Source organism: Nocardia sp. NPDC127606 (assembly GCF_042671725.1).
Classification (GTDB): Bacteria; Actinomycetota; Actinomycetes; order Mycobacteriales; family Mycobacteriaceae; genus Nocardia.
The window spans coordinates 304,127-329,365 of sequence record NZ_JBHXWQ010000007.1 but is presented as its reverse complement, the minus strand read 5'-3'; the positions used below and the strand labels follow the sequence as shown (position 1 = coordinate 329,365).

General features: G+C 64.6%; 15 protein-coding genes. 6 read left to right on the top strand and 9 right to left on the bottom strand.

The features are described 5' to 3' along the window. Nucleotides 1-49: 49 nt before the first annotated feature. Nucleotides 50-1,624: a class I adenylate-forming enzyme family protein gene (locus tag ACFVJ5_RS27815; protein WP_379224468.1), complete on the top strand. Its 1,575-nt coding sequence runs from the start codon at nt 50-52 to the stop codon at nt 1,622-1,624. Nucleotides 1,625-2,030: 406 nt separating this feature from the next. Here the strand turns inward: ACFVJ5_RS27815 and ACFVJ5_RS27810 are convergent, their stop codons facing one another. The 3 genes from ACFVJ5_RS27810 to ACFVJ5_RS27800 all read right to left on the bottom strand — a co-directional run bounded on the left by ACFVJ5_RS27810 (nt 2,031) and on the right by ACFVJ5_RS27800 (nt 12,337). Continuing rightward, a complete protein-coding gene (locus ACFVJ5_RS27810) occupies nt 2,031-3,698 on the bottom strand; it encodes a CocE/NonD family hydrolase (RefSeq protein ID WP_379224466.1) in 1,668 nt (555 codons plus the stop codon). A 172-nt stretch (nt 3,699-3,870) separates the two neighbouring features. Further along, nucleotides 3,871-5,148, bottom strand: a complete 1,278-nt coding sequence (locus ACFVJ5_RS27805) for an FAD-dependent oxidoreductase (RefSeq protein ID WP_379224464.1) — start codon at nt 5,146-5,148, stop codon at nt 3,871-3,873. Beyond that, nucleotides 5,096-12,337 (bottom strand): amino acid adenylation domain-containing protein, encoded by a 7,242-nt coding sequence (locus tag ACFVJ5_RS27800; protein ID WP_379224462.1) that lies wholly within the window; start codon nt 12,335-12,337, stop codon nt 5,096-5,098. The genes ACFVJ5_RS27805 and ACFVJ5_RS27800 overlap by 53 nt, the downstream gene beginning before the upstream one ends. Nucleotides 12,338-14,065: 1,728 nt before the next feature. On the opposite strand from ACFVJ5_RS27800, the gene ACFVJ5_RS27795 reads away from it, so the two are divergent. Then, nucleotides 14,066-14,416, top strand: a complete 351-nt coding sequence (locus ACFVJ5_RS27795; RefSeq protein ID WP_379224460.1) for an Lsr2 family protein — start codon at nt 14,066-14,068, stop codon at nt 14,414-14,416. Nucleotides 14,417-15,030: 614 nt separating this feature from the next. Here ACFVJ5_RS27795 and ACFVJ5_RS27790 read toward each other — a convergent pair. The 6 genes from ACFVJ5_RS27790 to ACFVJ5_RS27765 all read right to left on the bottom strand — a co-directional run bounded on the left by ACFVJ5_RS27790 (nt 15,031) and on the right by ACFVJ5_RS27765 (nt 19,378). Then, nucleotides 15,031-15,258 (bottom strand): hypothetical protein, encoded by a 228-nt coding sequence (locus ACFVJ5_RS27790; RefSeq protein WP_379224458.1) that lies wholly within the window; start codon nt 15,256-15,258, stop codon nt 15,031-15,033. Beyond that, complete coding sequence (locus ACFVJ5_RS27785) at nt 15,258-15,395, bottom strand: hypothetical protein (RefSeq protein ID WP_379224457.1); 138 nt, start codon at nt 15,393-15,395, stop codon at nt 15,258-15,260. The genes ACFVJ5_RS27790 and ACFVJ5_RS27785 overlap by 1 nt, the downstream gene beginning before the upstream one ends. Nucleotides 15,396-15,636: 241 nt before the next feature. Continuing rightward, nucleotides 15,637-16,116: a hypothetical protein gene (locus tag ACFVJ5_RS27780; protein ID WP_379224455.1), complete on the bottom strand. Its 480-nt coding sequence runs from the start codon at nt 16,114-16,116 to the stop codon at nt 15,637-15,639. A 355-nt stretch (nt 16,117-16,471) separates the two neighbouring features. Further along, the gene (locus ACFVJ5_RS27775) at nt 16,472-17,482 is read right to left on the bottom strand and encodes a PH domain-containing protein (protein WP_379224453.1); all 1,011 of its coding nucleotides are present in this window, start codon (nt 17,480-17,482) and stop codon (nt 16,472-16,474) included. An 856-nt stretch (nt 17,483-18,338) separates the two neighbouring features. Beyond that, the gene (locus tag ACFVJ5_RS27770; protein ID WP_379224451.1) at nt 18,339-19,022 is read right to left on the bottom strand and encodes a serine hydrolase domain-containing protein; all 684 of its coding nucleotides are present in this window, start codon (nt 19,020-19,022) and stop codon (nt 18,339-18,341) included. Nucleotides 19,023-19,081: 59 nt separating this feature from the next. Then, nucleotides 19,082-19,378, bottom strand: coding sequence for an AMP-binding protein (locus tag ACFVJ5_RS27765; protein ID WP_379224450.1), 297 nt, complete (start codon nt 19,376-19,378; stop codon nt 19,082-19,084). A gap of 1,139 nt (nt 19,379-20,517) precedes the next feature. Here ACFVJ5_RS27765 and ACFVJ5_RS27760 point away from each other — a divergent pair. From ACFVJ5_RS27760 to ACFVJ5_RS27745, 4 genes are all read left to right on the top strand, one after another. Beyond that, nucleotides 20,518-21,516, top strand: a complete 999-nt coding sequence (locus ACFVJ5_RS27760) for a hypothetical protein (protein ID WP_379224448.1) — start codon at nt 20,518-20,520, stop codon at nt 21,514-21,516. 111 nt (nt 21,517-21,627) lie between these two features. After that, on the top strand, nt 21,628-22,107 hold the full coding sequence (locus ACFVJ5_RS27755; RefSeq protein ID WP_379224446.1) for a toll/interleukin-1 receptor domain-containing protein: 480 nt from the start codon (nt 21,628-21,630) through the stop codon (nt 22,105-22,107). Next, nucleotides 22,104-24,770 (top strand): NACHT domain-containing protein, encoded by a 2,667-nt coding sequence (locus tag ACFVJ5_RS27750; RefSeq protein WP_379224444.1) that lies wholly within the window; start codon nt 22,104-22,106, stop codon nt 24,768-24,770. The genes ACFVJ5_RS27755 and ACFVJ5_RS27750 overlap by 4 nt, the downstream gene beginning before the upstream one ends. Further along, the coding region (locus tag ACFVJ5_RS27745) for a WD40 repeat domain-containing protein (protein ID WP_379224442.1) at nt 24,767-25,239 on the top strand (473 nt) is incomplete at its 3' end. The genes ACFVJ5_RS27750 and ACFVJ5_RS27745, both read left to right, overlap by 4 nt.

Sequence of the window (25,239 nt, the reverse complement as noted above, 5' to 3'; positions counted from 1 at the left end):
CCTCGCTATAACAGTGGAATCACCCGCCTGCTTATCGAGGAGTCCTCCCATGCCGAACATTTCGGCCCGCTCGGTTACCGCCGATCGACTTCCGACCCAGCTCGACGGGCTGGGACAGCTCCTGCCCCGGCTCGCCGCCCGCCGACCCGACCACATCGCCCTCGTTACCGATGACCGTCGGATGACCTACGCTGAGCTGGATCAGGAATCCAGCCGGGTTGCGCGCAACCTCATGGCACGCGGAATCGCTCCAGGCGAGCGGGTGTCGATCTTCTCGCAGAACCGCTGGGAGTGGATCGTCTCCTACCACGGTGCGCTCAAGGCCGGCGCTGTCGTCATCCCACTGAACGTGATGTTGACCGGCGAAGAGGTCTCCTACGCACTCGCCGATGCTGAGGCCGCAGCGCTTCTCGCTTCCGGCGAACGGCTCAACGCCGTCGGCGCGGCACTGTCCGAAGTACCGTCCCTGCGGCTAGTCGTTTCCTTCGACGACACCACCCGCGACGTGCAGCCTTTCGCCGATTTGCTCTCCGGCGAGGACGACCCACGCTTCACACCGCACCCGGCGGACCCGGATTCGCTAGCCTGTATCGCCTATACCTCCGGAACGACGGGCCGTGCCAAGGGCGCCATGCAATCGCACCGCTCGCTGGTGCTCAACTGCGCCTACACCGCGACGATGCATGCCCGCACCGCCGATGACGTGGTGGTCACCGCGCTGCCCGCCCCGCATGTTTACGGCAACGTGGCAATCAACGGCACCTTCCTGGCCGGCGGCACGGTGGTGTTGATGACCCGCTTCGACCCGGCGGGCGCCCTGGACCGCATCAGCCGCCACAAGGCGACGCTGTTCGAGGGCGTGCCCGCGATGTACGCGATGATGCTGGCCGATCCCGCACTGACGGACGCGAACCTGGACTCACTGACCCGCAGCACCGTGGGTGGGCAGACCATCGCAGAGTCGGTGATCGAGAGCTGGGAAAAGCGTAGCGGCGCACCGCTGATCGAGCTCTGGGGAATGACCGAGTTGTCCGGCCTCGGAACCACTCACGCCCTATACGCCCCCAACGTGCACGGCTCTATCGGGGTGGCGCTGCCAGGAGTGCAGATCAGGGTGGGCGAAATCGGTGACCTGCGGCGCGAATGCTCACCCGGCGAACCAGGCGAATTGATGGTCCGCGGACCGATCGTGACGATGGGGTACTACAACAATCCCGACGCCACCGCCGAGTCCATCGATGCTGACGGCTGGCTGCGCACCGGCGACGTTGCCATCCAGGACGGCACGGGCCACTTGTTCGTCGTGGACCGACTCAAGGACATGATCCTCACCGCCGGCTACAACGTCTACCCCGCCGAGATCGAGCGCATCCTCATCGGCCACCCCGCGATCGCACTGGTCGCGGTGGGCGCTGAGCCTGACGCGGTCAAGGGTGAGGTCGCGCATGCCTATGTCGTCCTGGCCGACGGCCAGAATCCCGACACCGACTCGATCGTGGCGTACTGCCGCGAGCGACTGGCCGCCTACAAAGTCCCGCGGGCGATCCATTATGTCGACTCGCTGCCCACTACCTCGAGCGGAAAGTTGATGCGGCGCAAGCTGCGCGAGACTCGATCACACTGAACTCAATTCATCTCACGGGGTTTGGAGCGGATAGAAAGCTCCCGAAACTGCCCACTACCCGGGGGACCATCACTGCCGAAGTTCCGACACATCCCAGCATCTCCGATCGTTCCTGCCGATCCGGTGTCGGACGGTGAGTATTCCACTGATCCGCAGACGTCGGTCGACGGTACTCACGTTCGGCCATCGATCTCGGCCGTGCCTTCTCAGGTAGGTGCCAGGAGCCTCGCCTGCCTCGCTTTCGACGAGCCTCCTGACGCACGGATACGCGACAAATGCCCCACGGGGCCCCTGGACACGAACTGGCCGGTCCCCGACGACTTCATCGCCACAGAGGACCGGCCAGTACCGCCGATGCCGTCACCCGTTAGTCCTGTGCGGAATTCACAGGACTACGTGCGAGACGTCACGGTGCCGGGATCACCGGGAGAATCAACCGGGACGGCCGTGCGGCATCGTGGAAGATTCTCTGGTGCGCAGCGCGGTGCTCGGTGGCCACGAGCGGGTCTTCGCCGGTGTTGAGGTTGCGGTCCCAGCGCGGGAAGTTACTGGAGGTGACCTGCACCCGAAGCCGGTGCCCGGCCTTGATCACGATGCTGGTCGACCACAGGTCGATTTCATGCTCGTCGACGCGCCCGCTCTCGGTGTGAACTCGCTTGATCCCGTCGACGATGTTGAGTGAGGTTCCCTTTTCGTCGACATCACACAGCCGAACTACCCAGTCAGTCGATGGCCCGTCGGTCGAGGCGAACAGCCTCGCGGTCACCCGGCCGGTGATCTCGAGATCCTCTCCCAGCGGGTCACTGGTGAACACCAGCACATCGTCACGAGACTCCACGGCCTGTTGATCTTGGGGACCGGGCGGGAATGCACTCGCCATGACCAACGATCCACCCGTCGTCGGGACGGGATCGGCCGGATCGTAGACGTAAGCCGAACTCGACTCGTCCTCAGCCGGATCCGAGGTCGACAACCGACCTCCGGGATGGAGGAAAACGCCGGTCTCGCGTATACGTTCCAGTGGCCACTGCGGCTCGCGCCGCCACTGGTTGATGCCCATGACAAAAAGGTCTACGCCTGATTCCGGTTCCCCGCTGGCGGGCTGGTCAGTCAGGAACTGATCGAACCAAGCCAACTGCACACCGGTCAAAGTCCCATTGCCACTGGGCGGCGCCACGGAAGCCAGCCCGTAGCTAGCTGCACCGACCTTGCCCGGCGTAAGGCTGCCGAAACTCAGGTGTTCCCACGGCCCGATGACCAGGCGCGTCGTATGCCCCTGGGCACGTGCGGCGATGTAATTGTCGATCGCCCCCTGCATGAACACGTCGTGCCAGCCGGTGATATTCAAGGACGGGACCGTAACGTCGCCGTGCCGGCCCGCGATCCGGGCCGGCGCCATCGAGTCGGGATCGCGGAGTCCGCGCTGTACACCGATATCGGGCAGCTCCGTGCGCATCAAGGCCGGTGCCGCGCCCGAGGGCAGCTCCCAGTACGTCTCTTCCGGCATTCGGTCGAAGTCGCCGATCGTGGTCCCCAACCTGGCGAACAGCTCCTCCGAATCCGCAGCCACCTTCGGGTAATGGACTATCGACTGCAGCAGCGACCACCAGACGTTCAGCCCGTGCTCGATCGCTCCGCCACGAAAGAAGATCCCGTCGGCGGGCTCACACCAGGTCATCTGCGGCGCGATGGCCCGCAGATGCGGCGGACTTGCGATTGCCGCGGCCCAGGCGGCATTGCCCGTGTAGCTTGCGCCATACACGCCCACGTTGCCGTTACTACCGGGCACAAACGCGGCCCACTCGACGGTGTCATAGCCGTCTTCATGCTCGTAGGCCAACGGCAACCACTCGCCTTCGGAAGTGAACCGACCCCGCGTATCCTGTTGCACCACGATGTAGCCGCGCCGTACCGCCTTGAACACATCGAGCACCCCCGGCGCCAGCGCACCTTTGTCGTAAGGGCTGCGCAGCACGAGAACCGGCCACGGCCCGTCGCCAACGGGCCGATAGACATCGGCGTACAGAATCACCCCATCACGCATGGGTACGGGCATGTCGAACTCGATAGACATCTGCTGCATTGGATCCTCACTGATCGCGTCAACTCTCGCCACAACAGCCAAGGGAACATAATCAAGTACCGTTGATCCTAATATAGTACCCAATGTGATTTAGCACACCAGCAAATCGAGCTCTAGCGATCGTCCGATGTAGTTTCGGCGTCCGCGCCTAGGCCATCCTGGATCACCCTTCGACGATCGCCGAGGGGGTATCGGAGGTCCCGCCGCGCACAGTCCGTCCCGGCGTCATATGTCCGGGGAAGGTCAGCGCGGGCTCCAGCCTCGCCACCAGAGCCCGATGCGGCATGAGCCGGAAGTACGCGTCCCGGAAGCGGCGGCGCACCGGCCCCTGCGACTGCTCGAAATCGCTGATCGCCCTCGTCGCCTCGACCACCGCGCGGGTGCGGTCGCGCCGTCCGTCCTCGTAGGCGCGCAATGCCGACGAGATGTCGTCTGCCCCGCCGATCTGTTCGGCCAGGATCGCCGCGTCCTCTATCGCCATCGCCGCACCCTGTCCGAGACTGGTCAGCATCGGATGCGCAGCATCGCCCACCAGGGTGACCGGACCCGACCCCCAGCGGTCGATGAACGGGCGGTCGCGGGTGATGACGCTGGTCAGGCTGTCCTCCGGGGTGATCCGAATCGCCTCGACCACCTCCTCTGCCCAGCCTCGGTAGCGGTCGAGCAAGTCGGCCCTACCGCCGCTCCACTCCTGCGCCCGCGCGAGCGGCATATTCTCGGTGGCCCACCAGTACAGGCGACCGTGACCGATGTCCACCAGTCCGAAGCGCTTGCCGTCGCCCCAGAAGTGCACGACCGAACCGGGCTCGAAACGTGGATGCGCGTAATCGGTGATGCCGAGCCACACGATGTAGCCGCTCTCGCGCCAGCCCTCTTCCGGACCGTTGAGCTGCCTGCGGATCGCGGAGTGGAATCCGTCCGCGCCGATCAGCACGTCCGCTTCCACCTCGCGCCCTTCGGCCAGATACAGACGGACGCGATCACCGCTAACCTCGAAGCGTTCCGCCGCCGCACCGAAGACCACCGGCAGATCCGGTTCTTGATCCCGCAGCGTCGCCAGCAGATCACCTCGGCCGATACAGACGCTGGGCACCCCGAGTCGCGCGATGATCTCGGGGAAGGGGAATTCGCGGATCAGCTTGCCGCGCGAGTCCTTGACGTAGTAGCGCTCCAGCGCGCGCCCGCGCTGCTCCAGATCGAGATCGATGCCGAGCGAATCCAATGCAGCGACCGCGTTGCTCATCACCGAAAGCCCGAAGCCACCCGAACGCATCCCTTCGGCGCGCTCGTAGACGGTGACGTCGAATCCGCTGCGTCGCAACGCTATCGCCGTGGTCAAACCCGCTACGCCGGCCCCGGCGACAATCGCGGTCCTATTTTGCGGCATCTCAGCCCACTTCCTGTCGAATTTCGGCCGTACGCATGGCATCGACGAGGGCATCGGCTACAGCACCGACGTGGGGTCGCTCCACGATCGTGAGATGGTCGCCCTCGACCTCGATGACGTGCACTCGGCCCGTCGTGTACTCGTGCCAGCCATTGGCCGGATCGCTGTGTTCGCTGCCGATCGCGCTGTGCATGGCGAGCAGCACCTGTGGCAGGGCCTGCTTCGCGCGGATGAGCACGAGATCCTGGACTACCCCGTCGGGCTGGTATTCGGCGGCCGAGCGCCAATTGGCTTCGTACACCTGGAACAGTCGGCGCACCATCTGCTTGCCGCTGCCCACGGGCAGCACTCCCTCGGCCACGGCCACCTCGGCCATGAACTCGAACTTGGCCTCCGAGGTGGTGAGGTGGGCGGGAAATTCGATCTCGGGTGAGCGCGCGCCGCGCCCCAACAGCAGCAGCTCCCAGAAGAACCAGCCGAGCAGCGCGTCGTCGTCGGTCCACAGTCGCTTACGACGCCCGAGCGCAGTGGTGTCGAGCAGGACGAGCGAGTCGACCCGCTCGCCCGCGTCGGTCAGCTGGCGCGCCATCTCGAAGGCGACGAATCCGCCGAACGACCATCCGCCGATGTGATATGGCCCGTGCGGTTGCACCCGGCGCATGGCGGCGACGTAATCCTCGGCCAAGCGTTCCACGCCGTGCACCGGCCGCGTACCCGCCTCGGTTCCCGCGGCCTGGAACACGTAGAGGGGCTGATCTGGCGGCAGGTGTTTGGCGAGCGGGACGTAGCACAGCACATTGCCGCCCATCGGGTGCACGAGAAACAGCGGCGCCCGAGTGCCGTCCGGTTTGATGGCGACAAGCGGCTCGTGGGCGCGGCCGATCGCGGTGCCTGGGGAGGCGCGTACCCGTTGCGCCAGTCCGGCGACGGTCGGTGCGGTGATGAACTCCGCCAACGGGATTCCCACGCCGAAATGTTGCTCAATCAGCACAGTCGCGCGCATGGCGGTCACAGAGGTAGCGCCGAGATCGAACACGTCATCGTCCACCCCGATCTCGGACAGACCGAGGAGTTCGCCGAGAATGTCCGCCACCGCGCGCTCGTGCGCGTCACGTGGCGCGACAGCGTTGGGCGCGGAGGCGCGGGTCAGCGGCAGCGCGCCGAGCGTGGCGTCGTCACGTTTGCCGCTCGGTGTGAGCGGCAGCGCGGTCAGCCACTCGAAATGGTCGGGTACGAGATGGTCGGGCAGGTGTTCGCGCATTCCGGCCCGCAGGCGTGACAGATCGGTGCGGCCGGGGTCGCCGGTGAGGAATGCGGCAAGGAATGTGTCGCCGCCGGCGTGTTCGCGCGGAACGACCGCGATATCGCGGATCTCGGCCGAGATCGCGTCGGCCACCGCGCGCAACGCCAGTTCGACTTCGGCCGGTTCCACCCGGTGGCCGCGCACCTTCGCCTGCCGGTCACGGCGACCCAAGTGAACCAGTGTCCCGTCGGGCAGCCACATTCCGAGGTCACCGGTGCGGTAGAGACGCTCGCCTGCCCGTCCGTGCGGATTCTTCACAAAACGTTCGGCGGTGAGCTCGGCGCGCCGGTCGTAACCGTCGGCCAGCACCGTGCCGCCGACGCAGATCTCGCCGCGAACGCCGATCGGGACCGGACGCAGCGCGTCGTCGAGCACCAGAACCTCGGCCCCGTCGATAGGCAACCCAATCGGCGGCAACGCGGGAAAACTCCGCGGATCCCCCGACAGGGTGTGTGCCGTCACAACGTGAGTCTCGGTCGGGCCGTACTGGTTCTCCAACAGAACCTCCGGCCCGAGGGCGAGCAGGAAACGCCGCAGCTCGTCGGTCACGCGCAACTGTTCACCCGACGAGCAGACGACGCGCAACGCCTGCGGGATCAGTGCCAGCCGGTCGGCGGCCTCGGCGAGCCGGCGCAGGGCCACAAAGGGCAGGAATACGCGTTCGACCTGTTCACGGTCGAGGTAACGGAGCAGTTCAGCCGGGTCACGGCGCAGCGGCTCCGGCGCGATGACCAGTGTTCCGCCCCCGCACAGCGTCGAGTAGATCTCCTGGAACGACACGTCGAAGCTCAGCGGAGCGATATGCAACGTGCGTCCGCCCAGCGCCGCGCTGGGAACGCTGTTCTGCCACGCGACCAGATTCGCCAGCCCCCGGTGCGGCATGGCGACGGCCTTCGGTGTGCCGGTGGAGCCAGAGGTGAACAGCAGATAGGCCTCGTCCTCGGCGTGCACCGCGGGCAGCGATATATCCGGCTCGTCGTCGGACCCGTCGAGTAGCGCGTCGTAGGTGAAAGTCGTCGCGGTGTCCGGCGACGTCTCGGCCGCGTCGGCGGTGACGACCAGTACCGCCCCACTCTGCGCGAACATGTCTTCCAGTCGCCGCGTCGGATAGGAAATGTCCAGCGGCACTGCGGAACACCCGGCCATGCCCACGGCCAGCAGAACGACCACGCTCCGCGGGGACCGCGGCATCGCGATCGCCACCCGACTACGCGGAGTCGCACCGTTGCGCGACAACGCCGCGGCGATCCTGCGGGCGGCACGTTCGAGGTCGGCGTAGGTCCAGAGCTCGTCAGCGGTACGCAGCGCGTGGGCTCGCGGTGTACACCGAGCACGATCGAGAATAGCGCTCACAACATCCGGATGCTCGGAGCACTGCCGCCGCGGCGCCGGACGCGGACGAGCGGACACGTCGGAAGCGGGCGCGTCCGGCTCTTCGGCGATGGCGCGGAGTAGGCGGATGAAGGTCGCGGCGTGCAGATCGGCTTGACTGTCGGTGAACTGCCTGGGCGCGAAATCCATTCGCAACCGGATGCTCCGGTCGCGCGGACCGCGTATCGCGTTCACCAAGACGGAGAAGTTGGTCTGCTCCCAGCTCGTGAACCCATGGTCGATGACACCGGTCGCCGTAAACGCGGCGCCGAGCTGGCGGAAATGAACGAAGTTGAACGCCGTATCGATCAGCTCGGGCCTGCCCAGATCCTCCTGGATGACGGCAAGCGGCACGCGACGGTGCGGGAAGAGGCGTCGCTCTATGGCTGATACCTCGCGCACGAGGTCCCACCAAGTCGCCCGCGCGATGTCGACCCGAATGGGCACGGTGTTGAGGAACAGCCCGCACATCCGCTCGGCATGTTCGACACCGGGCCTGCCGTGCGTCACCAATCCGGTGGTCACGTCGTCGTCGGCACAGAATTCCCGCAGTGTCGCGATATGCGCGGCGAGCAGAACGGACTTCACCGAAACTCGCCTCCGGTCGGAGAGCAGGTGCACGGCCTCGGTCAGGTCGTCGGGAACGGCGAAATCGCGCACGAGCAGGTCGATGCGCGGTGCCACCGGTTCGTGCGGACCGAAGGCGATCAGCTGCGTCAGCCGCGCACCCCGCAACTCCTCGCGCCAGAATGCGCGCGAGGCCTCATCCGCCACAGCGGCGCGCTCGGCGGCGACGAAGGACGCGGGTGTCGGCAACGGGAGATCGAGTTCGGGGGGGTCGGCGAGCCCGAGGCGGGAAATGTAGTCGTGCAACAACTCCGAGATCAGGTTGGCGACGCTGCCACCGTCGAGGATCGCGTGATGGAAGCTCAGGAGTAGCTCAACAGTCCGCGGCAGCAGGAAGACACGCAGCTGATGCAACTCGGGCTGGTCGATCCGGTAATCGAAGCGGCGCCGGGCCTCGACATGTTCGGCGATCACGGCCTCGGCGTGTCCGTCCTCGGCCGCGCGCAGATCAACGACGGTGACCCGCGGATCGACGCCGATGTGCACGATCTGGAGTGGCTCGGAGTAGCCAGCGAGGTCGAAACCGGACCGCAGCGCCGGATGTCGGTCGATCAATCCCGCGTACGCGGCAACGAAGGCCTCGGGCTGCCACGGCATCGCGAGGCTGTACCGGAAAACGTCCTTGTATGTGGTGCTGTCGCGTCGTTCGCGACTGTGGAAGAGCAAGCCGAGTTGCAGTCTACTCAGCGGATACGCGTCGGCACGGTTGCCCAGTCGCGCCCGGTCCACCTGGGATACCAGGGCGAACGGCGCCAGGACAGCGGGTTCGCGCACGGCCGACTGTGTGCTCGCGTCGGCGCGCTCCGCCAGTGCCGCGATGGTGGGGGAATGGACGAAATCGTCGAGCCCGAAACCGATTCCGGCTCGCTCGGCGAGCGCGCGCACCTTCAGCATGGAGATCGAATCCCCGCCGACGGCGAAGTAATCGGCATGGACCCCGACCTGTTGCAAGCCGAGCACTGTCGCCCAGATCTCCGCGAGCGCTGTTTCGGTCGGTGTGCGCGGCTCCTGCACATCAGCGTCGCAGCCGGGGACGGGCACTGGAGGCAGCGCGCGCCGGTCCACTTTCCCGTTGGGGGTCAGCGGTATGCGATCCACGCGCACCAGATGCGCCGGGATCATGTGGTCGGGCAACGCCTCGGCCAGCCGCGCCCGGATCGCCTGCTCCTGTACTTCTCCGACGCTTCGGTAATAACCGACCAGTGCGACACCTCGATCCTCGGACCGGATGTCGATCACTACCGCGTCGTCGACACCGTTGACCGCGACAAGCGCGTTGCTTACCTCCCCGAGCTCGACCCGATGGCCCCGTATCTTGACCTGATCGTCGATCCGCCCGAGGTACTCGATGGTGCCGTCTGCGAGCATCCGCCCGAGATCTCCCGTGCGATACAGACGTTCGCCGGGACGGAACGGATCGGCGCCGAATCGTTCCGTGGTGATCTCGGGCCGGTCGAGATATCCGCGCGCGATCTGCACGCCACCGATGCAGAGCTCACCGGGGACACCGATCGGCTGTGGCTGATCTCCCTTGCCGAGAACATAGACCGCGGTATTGTCGACCGGACGGCCGATCGGCACCGAGGTGACGGGTCCGGCCGGCGGGCAGTCGAATGCCGTCACATCGATCGCGGCCTCGGTGGGACCGTACAGATTCACCAGCAGCGGAAGCCCCTGCGCCGAGCCCGAGCGCATGGCGGCGAACAACCGGTTGAACCGGTTGACGCGTTCGGGCGCGAGCGCCTCCCCGCTGCAGAACACGTAGCGCAGTGTGGTGACCGACGCGAGCAGCGCCAGATCCTGCTCGATGGCTTCCAGGAACGGCCCGAGCATCGACGGCACGAAATGGACTGCGGTCACCGAGTATTCGCGTATCGCGCTGATGATCTCGCGAGGATCGCGCTCGATACCCGGCGCGGGGACGACCACGCACGCGCCTGTTCGCCCCCACCAGAACAGTTCCCACACCGAGACGTCGAAAGCTGTCGGCGTCTTCTGCAACAAAGTGTCGCCGGGACCGATGGGGTACCGGCGCTGCATCCACATCAACCGGTTGGTGACCGCGTGGTGCTCGACGATCACTCCTTTGGGGCGACCGGTCGATCCTGAGGTGTAGATGACATAGGCCGGATCCGTGGCTCGCGCAGTCGGGGGGAGCGGTGCGTCCGAGTCGGTGAACAGCTCGCCGATCCGGCGGACCACAACCTCGCTGGAGAATTGCGTCCGCACCCCGGTGGAGGTCAGTACCAGCGCTGGACGGCTGTCGGTCACCAGTAGATCGATCCGCTCCGCTGGATAGGACGCGTCGATGGGGACATACGCCGCACCGGCCTTCAAAACACCGAGCAGACCCGGTAGCAACTCGGGACCGCGTTCGGCCACGACCGCGACCCGGTCGCCGGGACCAGCTCCCGCGGCGCGGACAGCGCGCGCCACCCGGTTGGCGAGCCGGTCCAACTCAGCGTAGGTGATCGAGGAGCCGGACGCGGCGTCGATCACCGCGGTCAGATCTGGGGTGATCGCCGCCTGATCGGCAAATGCGTTGTGCAGCGGCTTCTCTCGTGAATACGGGACGGTCTCACCCTGACGGTGCCGAACGAGGTCCTCGTATTCGGCGTCGGCCAGCATGGACAGTGTCGAGACCGGCAGTTCGGCGGCGTCGAGTCCACGTCGCAACAGCGCGTCGAGGTGGCCGGCGAAGGCCTCGACCGAGAAATCTTCGTCGAAGACGTCGCGGGCATAGTCCAGGTCGACGTGGATCCAGTGCTCGTTCTCGGGAGCATGGATAACGATCGACATCACGTCGGCGTCGTGGACCGGCGAGAGATGTACGGCCGACACGGTGATGCCGGGAACCGGTTCCGGTGCGGGCAGGCGAACGTAGGAGACGGTGACGTCGAACAGTTGACGTCGCCCGTTCCCATCGCCGTCGCCGTCGTGGACGCCGACGATATCGCCGATGGGCAGTCGCGCATGCGTGCGCAATTCCCGTATGTCCTCGCGAATCCGCTCGGACAGATCGAACAGTGACAGCGCCTCGTCCGCGTGCACGTGCAGCGGCAGGAAATTGGCAAAGTGGCCGACCACCTCGCGGTGCCGATCGGTGGGCCGGTTCAGGAAGGGCACCCCGACGATCACCTCGTCGGATCGATGAATCCTGGCCAGGCAGATCGACAGCGCCGCATTGAAATAGGCGAAAGGCGACGCGTTCGCGTCTACGATGCGCCGGGCGGTCTTCTCGTCGATGACGAACGAATGCCGCCCGCGCGCCGCCCGCCCCACGCCGCGCCGCGCGAACAACGGGGAAACGACGCCGGACAGGCGATCTCGGAAGAACTCCAGATCACGCTCGGAATCGACGGAGTCGCGATAGCGCAGGTAGTCCTCGGTCAAGTCGAAATACCTCGGCGCGGGCGAGTTACGCGCGGCGTCGGGGCCGGGTCCGTGGTGTCGGCGATACTCACTCAGGATCTCGGTGGTCAGCAGATCGAGTCCCCAGGAATCGGTCACGATGTGATGGGCTACGAGGAACAGATGCACGGTCTCGGGCCCCGCGCGCAGCACCGTCGGGCGACACAGCGGTTCCGAACCATCCAACGCGAAGCCACGACCGAGCTGGTCCGAACACCACGCGGCCACCGAGGCCGCCGGATCCAGTTCGGCGCTCACATCTATCAGCTCGACCTCGCCGATGGATATGCGGGCGCGATAGGCGACCGGTTCGCCGCGTTCGTCGGTGCGGAAACCGACGGAGAACACATCGTGCCGGCCGAGTACACGCGGCACGCACGCACGCAACGATCCGATATCGACAGTGCCCGTCAGCGTCAGGTGCGTGGCGACGGTGAACTGCGGCCCGCCTGGACCGCGGGCTTCAGCGACCCAGATATCGCGCAGATATCCGTTGAGAAGGAAAAGGTCCGACGATTCGGATGATGGCATGGCGAAATCAGCCCACTTCCAGATACTGGAATCCCCAGCCTCGAACCCCCCATTGGGTACTCGATTGGGTACTACGTACCGGGCAAACGTACCCTCTCGTTCGTGGAGGCGCAAGAGTCCGTCGAAGGCATCAGCGGGCCGGCCGCGAGCGCCGAGACGAGCAGGACAGGCGCAGCCAGCACGACGCCTACTTTGCGGAACTGCTTGCACCCGTGAAGGTTCCGCCCATTTGCGCGAGGCACCACGCAGAGATCGACGGTCCATTCGAAGGCATCATCGCCACCGGCCACCTTGGCGTCGGACCCATTGCCGCGCACCTTGTTGCGGCGTAACGGCTTCCGCGATCAGAATATGGATCTCCGAGGCGACACCACGCGTCAAAGCAGCAGTGAACAGGGCATTTTCAACGTGTTCGGTGCGCGCGCGATCACCGATCGTCCGACCAGGCGGCGGGAGAAGCAATCGATCAACGTGGCCAAGTATTCGACTCGCCGTTCGTGCAGAGAAGACAGGCGATGTCACCACGTATTTTTGGCGGTTCGGCGCGGTCACGGTGAAGTCCCGGCGCGCACTCGGTCAGCGGACGGGCGACGGCAGGCTCAACGATGGTGGCGCGGTGGCCGTGGCGGAGCCGCAACGCTCGATGCTTCTCTCGCGCGTGATCCTTGCGATCCATTTGCGGTTGATCCGCTGTCCGGAGAGTGCGCCGACGTCGAGAAGCGATGCTCGCGTTTCGCACGTCGAGAAGTGGCTAAAGAATGAGCAGCGCGAGTCTGCGGTCCGAACCACCCACCTGCCACGAGAACACAAGTAATCTCATTGCAAGCCAACATCTTTACGCACGCACTACCCGGCGGGCATCTCGCTGCCTCAGGAATGCGCGCCTTTCTCGCGGCCGTCGCACACCGTGCGCCCAATGGGACGGCGGCGTCCTTCGTCGACGAACGGACGTCTTGCTTGTCGAGTGCGATCGTGAAAGCGAGGTGAATGCACCTCGCCGGACCGGGCAGCGCCGCTCGCCACCGTGCCGCCGAGTACGACTACCTCCATGGTGAGCCATCACTTGTCGGCAATTTGCCGCTTCGGCACTCCAAAGGTCGATCGTCGAGGATGACAGGGCCATAGCCAGTGACTATCTGCAAGACGGCAGATCCACAGCCGCTCCTTTCCCCACTACCGCGAGATCGCGGTGACGCTCGCAGACTCGGCAAAGCAACGGATTTGTCACCCATAGCTCGCAATCCTTCGTCCGCTTCCATGACTTCCACCTCACTACAACCGCCAAGTCCGCAGACTATCGGCGACGCAGCAGCACCACCCGTGCTTCCGATCTGGATGAGCCTCTGCCACGAACAGCGATTGGCTGTGGACAGGTCGGGCTCCTCCGACCAGCCGCGAGCCGCCAAGGGTTAGCGCCGTCCACCGGTGTGCCACCTGGCCACTGATAAGGAGTAATTAGCGGTGGTCTGACCGCCCGTCGACCCCTGGCATCTGTATTCGATCCGCCGATCCCTCTTGGCTGCACCACAGTACGCAGGTTATGGAGTCGCGGCACTTCTCGAGCTCCGTGCCGACGGGAAATGCCGCCCGAGCCCTTGACGGACCGCGTCAGCGATCTCTCGACTTCGCTCCCCACAGCTGCCAGTGCGCTGGCACTGGATACGCTCGAAGTGCGTTCGGCTACTACGATCCGTAAACACCCCCTGTACTCGAACGAAAAGGATCCCCATGGCACGCAAAGTCATTGTCAGCCTCATCGACGACTTCGACGGCACCTCCGAAGCAGACCAGACCGTCACCTTCGCAATCGACGGAGTCGCCTACGAAATCGACCTCTCCGATACCAACGCCACCAAACTGCGCGACACCTTCGACCAGTGGCTCCCCTACGCACGTCGAATCAGCCGCGCCAAGACATCCACCGGCCGAATCGCCGCGAAATCTCCTGCAGCCGCACCGATTCGACGCAACGACCTCACTGACATTCGTACATGGGCCAGCAAGAACGGCCACACAGTGTCGACCCGCGGACGGATCTCGGCCGAAGTTATCGCCGCCTACGAGGCTGCATCTGCATAGCGCAGAAGGTCAGTCAGGACCAGGGCGGCGCATCCGTTACTGGATGTCCAGCCAGTAACTCCACCATCCCTAGCCGTGTCGAAGCCAAAAGGGCACAGGAGGTCTCGCTTCCGCATCAACGCCCTTCGGCTCACACAACAACGCCCGCACACGGCACTGCCGAGTAGCCCTTTCGCGGCTGATCCAGCAGCTCGGGGTGAGCCGATCGACGGCGGCGTGGTAGTCAACTGCCGCTGCCGTATACGCCACCCAGCAGGCGACGCCGCCGACGGCGCTTGACGTCCGGTCGGGCCGAGGCTGCTCAGCGGCGACTGCTAGTCGGGGTCACGCTTGGTTTGCGAAAGATCCCACGTCAAGCTCGTGTTCGGTAGTGCGATACGAAGCGATCGGCGAAACTTGTTCTTGCCGAAGGCTTTCCAATCAGGACGGTTTCGGCGGGCTCACTGATTCGCGGCGCGACGATTTCCTGCAGGGCGGCGACGTGGCCGGTGAAGGCATGCCCCCACGCTCGGCGCGTCAATGCCCCTTACTCGCGCTCCTGACCCTCTCCCACGTAGCCAGTCGGCTGGAGCGCGGGTGCAGTGGTCATAGCTCGACCCTTGCACCGCGCCGTTTCAGCCCTCCAGATTAGTGCGAGCACCGCGACCGGGACGCTCGGCGTTCCAGGCGTCGATGGTCTCAGGAAGCCAGCCGCGAACCGATCCGGGCAGCGGCTCGCCCGCGTCGTCGACAGGCCCGGTAATGGCGTCGGCCTTGGGAAGGGTGTAGCGGCTCAGAGTCGGCGGCTTCACCCCGATCCGTTCGGCGAACTGGGCGCGATTGAGGTAGACGACAGTCGACATCAGCGCCTCATGATCCACAGGACCGCGGCCAGGGCGGCGAGCACGCCCCAGATGATCCAGAAGATGGCCGGTGCGCCGATGACGGCGAGTACCGCGGCGGTGACGCCGAAAACGAACAGTTGACTTGTTGTGCGCACAGTGGGTTCTCCCTCGTTGTGCTGGGTGTTGCAGAGATGGGAGGATGGAGGTGGACCGGGGCGCTAGTTCCGCCCGGTCCTTGAGGGGATCAGTTGTCGGGCCGATCCGGTTCCCGCGCCTCCTCGCTTGTCGCGGCGGTCAAACAGACACCGATTCCTCGATCACGCACCCAATCCCGCAGCTAGCCGTGTGGTGGCGGCCGGGAGTGTCTGTGCGGCTTACCTGCCCGGGGTGCAGGGCTCAGCCGTCGATGTATCTACGAACAGCGTGCGCCAGGTCATCGGCGGAGAATGAACCCGAGCCGCGTTCGTAGGGGATGAAACTGACTCCCCTGTGATCGCGCGAGCGACGAACCGCGGCTTTCGCTCGCCCATCGAGCACGAACTTCGTCTTCTCTCCGTATGTCCGAACAATCCCTGTTTCGAGTCCGACCGCACGCCCGTCAGATGTCACCACGTGTGTGCCGTGATCGCTGTGGTCGGAGATCACCCAATATTCGCCCGCGTAGGTGTAGGTCTCGGTCTTGACCCAGCTGCCCCAGCGCTTCTGTTCGCTCGTGGACAGGTGGAAGTACGGCAGGCTGGGGATGCTGTGGCTCTTCATTAGCGTGGCGAACTCCGCGCATAGCCTGCTCAGATCGGTTTGGGCCTGGTCGAATTGCGCCTTCCGACGGGATTCCGCATCCCGTTGTGCCGCAGCGATATCTTCCAGCTCACCCATCCCGCCAGTCTCTCACCGGGGCGACCGCTCGCGCAGCGGAAGTGATGCGCGACAGCCACTTCCGGCTCATCCGGCAACACGCACCCGCGTGGCGCCGAGTGCAGGCTTGCCGAGTCTCGTCGTTTGAACTACCGCTTGGACCGGATGCACTAGGGCAGTGTGATCGTCATACACCGATTGCAAAGTCGAGTTTTGCATTTGCTGCAGGTTGCTCAATACCGCGATCGACTCCATCACTTCCGGCGGCACCCGCGAAACCAGCGGGGGTCCAGACCCGTTCGGGATCGCCAAGACCGGCATCAGCTGGTTTATCGGCATGGCCACCCGGTTCAGGACCGGATCGGGTCGTTGACGGCTACAACCGGCCCAGCAGTTCCTGCTTCTTGGCCGTGAATTCCGCTTCGGTGAGGATCCCCGCCTCGTACAACTCTGCGAGTTTGCGGAGCTGGTCGGTGATGTCGGGGGCCGACGCTGCAGTGGTGGCCGGAGGAGACGGTGAGCCGTGGGCGATCTGCTGGCGGATGGCTTCGGCGATCCTTTCCAGGTCGTCTTTCACGACCCCGGAGATCTTCGCGGTGTTGCCGGAGGAGAAGATCTGCAGCTCGCCGGTGATCATGCCAGTCTTGGATTGTACGGAGCTGATGCTGCGTAGGGGGAAGTCCTCCTTGCGCTGACGAACTATGCCGTGGAACAGGAACAGCAGCCGGGTGTCGGTGAGGACGATGATGCCCTGGTCGTCGCTGTAGGTGCCCTGGGCGATCAGTTGCACGGTCTCGGTGTCGTAGAGATGCGCACCCAGGTTCTTGATCTCGCGTCCACCACCGAGTTTCCAGCCCATCCGCGCCACCGCATCCTGAACGTCGCGGCGACCATCTGGTCCGGTCATACGCTCCGCTTGCTGAGCGCGGTGATGCTGATCCTTCTCGTTGAGCTCCTGCTTCTTCTGCTCGAGGCGGTCGTCGAGCTGCTGGCGCTTCTGCTCGAGCCGGTCGAGGCGGGATTCGCCTTGGTCGTAGGCGACCGCGGAGGGGTCGATGCCGGCGCGGAGATTGAGCTCGACGACCGACTGCAGCCATTTGTGCAGCTGGTGGAACTGGTCACGGGACTTGTGGGTGAACACGACAGTGTCGGGGTCACCGGTGGCCTGTGAGCCGAGCTCCCGTATCGGCCGTCCGCCCAGCCCCAGCTGGATGTGGCCGTTGACCAGCCGGGTCGCGTCCTTGAACCCCACACCCGAGATCGCCGGCAACGGGATCCTGCGATCCGGTCCCGCCGTGCCGCCCATCCGGGCCACCATGCCCGTGCGTCTGATGATCAGCGCATCGCCCACTACCTCGATCTGCCCGTTGAGTCCGGCGTACTGCACGCTGCATACCTCGCTGTCATCTCGTGTCCGTGCGTTGCCCGTCGCGGTCGAGGCTGGCAGCGTTACAGACCCGTCCGGCAACCATCCTCACGAGCTGTGACCCTAGCGTGCCCTGATCACCACGTAGGGCTGTTCAGACCCAGGTCCAGGACTATTGCTCGTGCGGTGGCCGAGCCACGGCCGGGCCCGCACGATGACCTGGCGACGACCTGACGGGAGCAACAGTCGTCGAACGTAGCCCGCTGGCCGGGATCGGACGCGGCCAGCATCACACCCGGCGCCGAAATCAACCGCTCTGCCGCGCTGTTGAACACGTTGTCGGCGTCCGGAACAGCCCGGCCCGCGCCCCTTTTCGTCGCTTCGAGCGACCACTCGCCGAGAGGCGCTTGTTGGGCATCGACACCCGAACACCACGCACGCCCCGGATCCTGCCCAGGACAGGGGGCGTGTGCGCGTTCACCACCTCGATCGCTCCGGCGCCGGGCCGGATGGAATATGCGGGCGCGGTCAGGCGTGTGCCGATGGAGCCTCTACGCTGATTCCGTGGTGGATCTACGCAAGTCCGCGAGCCCTGATGTGGAGCGTCGGTCGGTGGTTCGGTCGCAGCTGCAGGCTCATCTCGTCGGGCACTCGCACGGCTCGCAAGTCGCCGCGGCGCTGTTCTCGAACCACCTCGATGCCCTTCCACAAGCGCTGATGCCACCCCCGGACCCAGAGCCGGTGGCGGGCTGGTGCGGTACGCCCTACCTCGATTGGCTGATGCGCCAGCGCCGATCCGGCTCTCCCACAGCGACGTGAAACTGTCGGACCTGGTCGATGTGCCGCGCCCCGGCCAGGACAGGGCTGGGACGTTAAATCAGCTCTTCAGGCCGGTAGCTGGTTTGCGTACCGAACGGGCTCCACGGCTGGATACCGGGTACGACGCGTCGGCGGTGTTGTCGTCGGTGTAGTCGGGCAGGCCGCTGGTATGTCCGAGGATCATGCGTACCGTGATGCGTTCGTCCAGACCGAAACTGGGCAGGTAGCGGGCTACCGGATCGTCGAGGCCGAGCACGCCCTCACCAACCAATTGCAGTACAACCGCGGCGGTGAACATCTTGGTGATGCTGCCGATCCGGAATCGGGCGTTGGTCGGCACCGGCTGGTCGCCACCCAACGCCGTTGCACCCGCCGCGGCGGACCAGTCGCCCTGACTGTCGTGGATTCGGACCTGCACCCACTTGGCGCGCGTACCAGTTGTCCAGACCCTACCCATCAGTGCCCAATAGTGCTCAGCACCAGCTGCTTTCGCGAAAAGACTGTTCTCAACGATTCCCATGGATTCGCGTTGATTCCGGTCAAAAGTGTGGGGTTTCTGTGGGGCGCTTCCCACCGTCACCACGCGCGACCTCCAGAAGAACTGGACGATCGCGACATCGTCCGGATCGACCCGAGGCAGCCCCGCTACCTCCCATTCCGCGAACAAGGTTGCGGTATCGAGGAATTCGACGTCGATGGCCGCCCGCAGTGGTTCGACGAGAGCGGCGAACTGCGGCGACACCAGAATGGTCCGTATCCCGGCGGCGGTAGCGATTCCCGCCAAACGCGCTGGGTAGGAGGCTAATTGGCGGGCCCCGGTGGGCAGCGGCAGCGGGGTGGCCGCCCGCCCGCAGTCGTGGTCGCGAACAGGCCGACAAGGAACTCCGGTGCGTTCGGGCAAAGCAGGCCAACCGGCTCACCGCGCCCGATGCCGCGTGCGACCAACGCGGCAGCGGCGGCAACGGACTGTTCCCGGAGTTCGGCATAGGTTAGCGTCGACTGCGACAATGAACAGAACGTGGTGCGGACCTGTGAGTGCTCGGTCGCGACCTCGGCCAACCGCTGATGCAGCGTCGGTCCCGATGTGGACGATGTCATTGTTGTATGACAAGGGCCCCAGGCATCCAAATACTGAACGACAGTTAAATGCGGTGCTGCGATAACGTAGTCCGCTGCGTTAATAACAATACCGCGAAATCCCCCAATTAGCTTGGCTCAAAAGCAAATCCGGGCCCGGCGAGAGAAAACGACCTGGACCCGGATCCCATCGACAGGCACTGGACGTTGTGGGTCAGGAAGTCGGGGATGCCTGGGTAGGGGTGAGTTGATCCACGGCAATACCCACTGTCCGTCGAAGGCCGTCGTCGCCCGGCGCAACGCGGACAGAAACGTTCGATCGGTCGCTGTCGCTGTCGCTGTCGCGAGGTGCACTATCAAGTCCCAGGGGTTGGCGCGACTACCAGTTGCCCGCCGGATCGTCGGGTACCACGAACGATCGCACCGACCTCTATCGTTCGCCCCAATGCTCGGCAAGCACTTCGATCTCGGCGCGCGGACGATCGCTGGTCGGAACTTCGATGCGCGAGAAGCCGGTGCATCAAGATCCACAGCCCGGCCTGCTGATGTCCGGATTCGCGGCAGTCGCGAAAGTGCTCGGCATCCTCCGCTTAGGGCAGCAGCGCAGCCAATCCTTCCCATAGGTTATCTACGTATGCCTCATAACGGCTACCGCCGCCCACCGACGCAACCCTACTGAGTTCGGGGCGTGTCGGCCAGTTCGCGCCTCGTTGTCATATGCCGAAACACACTCGCGGTGGGCAACGGTCGGGTAGCGATCCCCCTCGCGCAAGCCACCGGTTGAACCGTGATGACCGTCGCGCTGAAGGCCAAATGAGGTGCTCGGCCTGATCGTTTTGACGTCCACCGCTTATACCATGTCTGTGTGACGGGACCCCGGTGATCGGTCCACCTGATCTCGCCCTTCATGGTGGACCGTAGACGGGAGGTCACTGGAGGGATAATGCGGCACCGGTGATCGCCGCCGCAGTGGTCGCTCGTTCGGGAACGCGCACCTCCGGTAACGGCTAGGGTTCGTCATGGTCGGGGCGAATAAGTAAGGGGCGATGGTGTTTACAGCAGGATCAGGAACGGACGCACGTCGGCCAATCATTGCGGTGGTCGGCGGCATCAGGCCCCCGAGCCCGGATGATCGCCCAACCTGGACGACGGAGGCCGGCGTGGGTGCCGCTCAGCAGCTCGGCGTCTCACTCGCAGAGTCCGGTTACGACCTGATGGTATATTCCAGCGCAGCACGGTTTATCGAGAACGATGTCGTGTCCGGCTATCTCTCGGTCTCCCCGGTCCGGCCTGGATCTGTGCATGTTCGACCACCCTACGAGAACCCAGAAGTCGACTTTAGCGGCCGTGCGGATCATCCAGATGCTTTCAATATCCGTCACGATTCGGGGGTGGACTGGGAGATCGCATACTACCGGTCGCTGCGGGATTCCGACGGGGTCGTGATGCTCGGTGGTGGGCGCACGGCTCTGATCACCGCGATGATCGCGCAGGCTTTCGAGATCCCGCTCGCACCGGTCGCGGCGTTCGGTGGCAGCGCGCGCAAAGCGTGGTCGGCCTTGGAACGGTCGTCCGGGATCAGCGCCGTCGACCGGTCAGCGCTCGGCGAAACATGGGACTCCTCATCAGCCGCGAAAATCGTAGCGGCTCTGGAGAATCAACGAGCCGCGCGAGCGACGGCAGCGGCCCAGCGCGCCAAGCGCGACTCTCGATTGCTCACGCCTACTGGACCCATCGTCGGTTCCCTGCTGCTCATTCTGGGCTTGGCGACGATCCCGGTGGTCTACACCGGCGAAGGCAGCGCGGTCCGGACACTAACCGGACTGATCGTTGGAGCCTTGTGCGTCGCGGCGGCCGGTGCGATTATCCGCGCTGTCATCGACGGCACACGAGACTGGATGCGGTCGGCGTTTCTCGGGATGGCCGCGGGCGCGATCGCCGTCTTGCTCTTCATCGCAGCACAATTGGCGACCGCTCCCGACCTGCTCTCCGATCCCGGAGCGCGGCGACTGCTGTTCGTCGTTCTCGCGGTCGCCTCGGTCGCGGGGCTCACCTTCGACGCGGTCTACTCGAAACTGCGACAGCAGCCGGTTATCGACACGTCCAGCCTCCCAGGTGCAGCGCCCGACAACACCGGTGCAGCAATCGACACGAATTAGCCTCATGATCAACACCTTTCGCTTGTCGCGACGATCTGAGCAGGTGTAGAATCGCACCAGAGCAGTTCGGGACACCTCAGGGACAGATCGGACACGAAGGTGAGCGCTCCGATGCCGACGGCTGGCAAGCAACACGTTCGGGGATTCCTCAGCTATTGCAGCCCCGATAAGGCGCTCGCCTCAACGCTGTGGTGGACGCTGAAGGACCTCACCCGGATCGACAAGACCTACAACTTCGAATTCTGGGACTTCAAAGCAGGCGGCATCCGACCAGGACTCGACTGGCACACTGAAGTCGAATCTGCGGTACAACGTAGCGATTTCGCGATCCTCGCCGTCAGCAGGCACTACCTCGCGAGTGACTACATCCACGAGCACGAAGCGCCCCCGTTCCTGGCAACCGGGCGGGCGGTTCCGGTCCAGCTGGAGACTTTCGAACTCGACCGAGCCGATAACCGAACACTCGCGGGCCGCCAGATCTACCGCGGAGGCAGTCAGGCTTTTGATGCCGTCGCGGACAACCCAATCGCCAGCAACGCCTGGGTTGAGGGGCTCGTCGATGCCATCCACCGGGTCCTGCGCGAAACATGACCCAACCTGATACCCACATCCTGCCTGGCAACGCCATCACCAGGATTTCCGCGACCGACGCGTTCGGCACCGATAAGAACCTCGTGCGCGCGGTCCAGCTCGCTCGGCACATGGGTGAGCGCACGCAGATATCGATCGCCGAGGCGCAAGACATTGTGCATCCCGGCGGCACCTCTGACGCGAAAAACAAAGCACTACAACGAGTTATTACGGCTGTGGCCGCGTGCACCGGAGATATCCGGCTGGACACCACCGGCGCCCGGCAATTGGGTGGCGACCGACGAATCGGCTTCACCGCGCGGCTGACCAACGAGTCTCGACCAAACCTGCCCGAGCTGCGAGCCGTCGGCGATCGCTACGTCAATGGTCAGCCCGCGACGGTCAGCGTGGACGGCAAACCGGTGGTCCAGGTGTTCTTGAGTAGTTGCGATGCCGATCGGGAGCGTGCCGATCAACTATGGCAAGCGCTGAAGTCAGTCACCGATATTGACGCTACCTACCGGTTCATGTTCTGGAACCACGACAACATTCGAGCGGGTGCGGATCGCCACGACGAGATCAAGGCCGCGATCGAACGGAGTGACCTCGCCGTACACACGGTGAGCAAGCGGTTTCTGGCGAACCATGACCTCATCGAATCCGAGCTGCTTCCCTTCTTACATCGTAACCGGGCGATTCCCGTGTTGCTCGAGACCTTCGACCTGGACAGAGTCGACGTCGGGCATCTCGTCGGTCGCGAGATCTATGGCCGCGGCCAAGCATTCGACACGGTCGTCGATGACAGAGTGGTGATGAACCGATGGGTCGAGCGACTCCGAGATCAAATCCATCAAGCGGTAGAGCACCCGAGTAGGACCGATGATTCGCTCTGCGAACCCCAGCGTATAGCGAGCGCGAGACTTCCTGATTTCGACGCGACTCCATATCTCGCTCCCAGCTACGGTCACCCCACCCGGCTGCCAGGTACTTTCTACGCCACTGAATCGGTAGCTCCGGCGGGTTCGCGCGTTGACGCGATCGACTATCTCCTTGATTGGTCCCGATCGGACGGAGACCGCAAACGTGCCCCGGTTGCGGCGGTACTGGGCGAGTACGGAACCGGTAAGACGATCAGCTGTCAACGTCTCGCGCAGGCAATCACGCAACGACGCGCGGCCGGTGAGGAGTCGCTACCCGAAGCGCTCTACTTCGATCTAAGGAATCTGAGCAAGCTGCGGGACCGTTCCCGGGTCCCGACTGTCGAGGAAGTCCTCCAAGAATGTATCGACCGGGGCTGGAGCCCAGGCGATTCGGGTCGACCGTCAGCCGAGGATGTGCTGCGTCGAGCAGATCAGGTGCCGACTCTGTTCATCATCGACGGACTTGACGAAGCCCTGGTGCACCTGACCGCAGGCGACGGAAAGACCTTCACTCGTGAGCTGCTGAGTCTGCGGACAGACCGTTTCGACAGACAATCTGTTCGAAAACTGTTGCTGTCGTGTCGAACCCACTATTTCCGGACGGTATCCGAACAATATGGCTCGTTCGTCAGTCAGCATCGCGACGGTGCGGAAGCGGCCGATTTCGAAGCGCTACTGCTGTTGCCGTTCGATGCCGACCAAGTCCGCGCCTATCTGACCCGCGCCGTCCCCGACGGCGATGCCGCGCGGGCCTATGAGATGTTGACAGCCGTCCACGATCTCAGCGACCTGATCAGCCGACCGGTGACCCTCAAATTGGTGGTCCAACAGATCGCCTATATCGAGCGGCGAGTACTGGCCGGCGAGCCTGTCTACGCCACCGAGATCTACGCCCGGATCGCCGACGACTGGATCGAACGCGACAACGGCAAAGGCAAGTTCAGAGCTGGCGACAAGCTCATGCTGGCTTCCGGGCTAGCCGCGTGGATGTGGCGACAGGGCGCCAGGACAGTTGAACTGGACTCGATCGAGAACTGGTTGCACACACAGGTCGGCGACAACCCCAGGCTCGTTCGATACAAGAGCATCGATCCGGAACTACTGGAAGAAGAACTGCGGACCGCGACCTTCCTGGTTCGTCAGGACTCCGATGACGGTTCGCGTACCCGAGGGTTTCGCTTCGCGCACACCTCATTTCAGGAGTATTTTCTCGCGCGGCACCTGCTTGAGGCGGTCGCGCTGAATCTGCCCGACGAATGGGCCACCGATCCCAGCGACGAAACGCTCGGATTTCTCGCAGAACTGTTCGCGCTTCGACCAGACCGCGCGGATCTGTTGGCCGTATTGAGTTCGTGGGGCTCGACTTATCGACCGCCGTGTAGCGAACTGCTCTTGCGGTTTGGGATGCGGGTCGCGGCCGATGGAAATCCGGTGCCGTTTCTGGCTGGAATCGATCTCTCCGGTGCTGCCTTGACCGGGTGGAGGTTGATCGGCACCCAAGCCGTGGCCCTAAATCTAGCTGGGGCGCGTTTGCGCGGCACTGACCTTCGTAACACCCGACTCGACTTCGTCGACCTCTCCGGTGCGGATCTCGGCGCAGCCCGCTGCGACCGTGCGGTGCTGCATCGATGCCGCTTGGACAACGCCGATATGACCGACACCTGCCTGCGAGGCGCGTTTCTCCATGAATGCGCTTTCGACCCCGCAGGTCTCGTTGCTGCGGATACCTTCAAGACTCGGATCGTTCGGGAGTCGAACCAGTGACAGACCCGATCTCGTATTCCAGCTCGACGTTGACACCGATGTCGGGCCACTCCTACTGGGTGACCGCTGTAGCCTGGTCCCCCGACGGCATCCACCTCGCCACCACCAGCCGCGACGGCACCCGCATCTGGGACCCCACCACCGGCGAGGAAACACTACACCTGACCGGCCACACCAGCGGGGTTACCAGTGTGGCCTGGTGCCCCGACGGCACCCGGCTCGCCACCACCAGCTATGACCGCACCACCCGCCTGTGGGACCCCGCCACCGGTCAGGAAACACTGCACCTGACCGGCCACACCGACGGGGTTACCGCTGTGGCCTGGTCCCCCCACGGCACCCGGCTCGCCACTACCAGCCGCGACACCGCCCATCTGTGGGACCCCGCCACCGGTCAGGAAACACTGCACCTGACCGGCCACACCGACGGGGTTACCGCTGTGGCCTGGTCCCCCCACGGCACCCGGCT

Bases quoted from the DNA above. Each gene is read 5' to 3' on its own strand.
- ACFVJ5_RS27795 (WP_379224460.1), top strand. From the start codon at position 14,066: ATGGCACGCAAAGTCATTGTCAGCCTCATCGACGACTTCGACGGCACC.
- ACFVJ5_RS27780 (WP_379224455.1), bottom strand. From the start codon at position 16,116: ATGGGTGAGCTGGAAGATATCGCTGCGGCACAACGGGATGCGGAATCC.
- ACFVJ5_RS27765 (WP_379224450.1), bottom strand. From the start codon at position 19,378: ATGACATCGTCCACATCGGGACCGACGCTGCATCAGCGGTTGGCCGAG.
- ACFVJ5_RS27805 (WP_379224464.1), bottom strand. From the start codon at position 5,148: ATGCCCTCGTCGATGCCATGCGTACGGCCGAAATTCGACAGGAAGTGG.
- ACFVJ5_RS27800 (WP_379224462.1), bottom strand. From the start codon at position 12,337: ATGCCATCATCCGAATCGTCGGACCTTTTCCTTCTCAACGGATATCTG.
- ACFVJ5_RS27790 (WP_379224458.1), bottom strand. From the start codon at position 15,258: ATGTCGACTGTCGTCTACCTCAATCGCGCCCAGTTCGCCGAACGGATC.
- ACFVJ5_RS27815 (WP_379224468.1), top strand. From the start codon at position 50: ATGCCGAACATTTCGGCCCGCTCGGTTACCGCCGATCGACTTCCGACC.
- ACFVJ5_RS27755 (WP_379224446.1), top strand. From the start codon at position 21,628: ATGCCGACGGCTGGCAAGCAACACGTTCGGGGATTCCTCAGCTATTGC.
- ACFVJ5_RS27810 (WP_379224466.1), bottom strand. From the start codon at position 3,698: ATGTCTATCGAGTTCGACATGCCCGTACCCATGCGTGATGGGGTGATT.
- ACFVJ5_RS27750 (WP_379224444.1), top strand. From the start codon at position 22,104: ATGACCCAACCTGATACCCACATCCTGCCTGGCAACGCCATCACCAGG.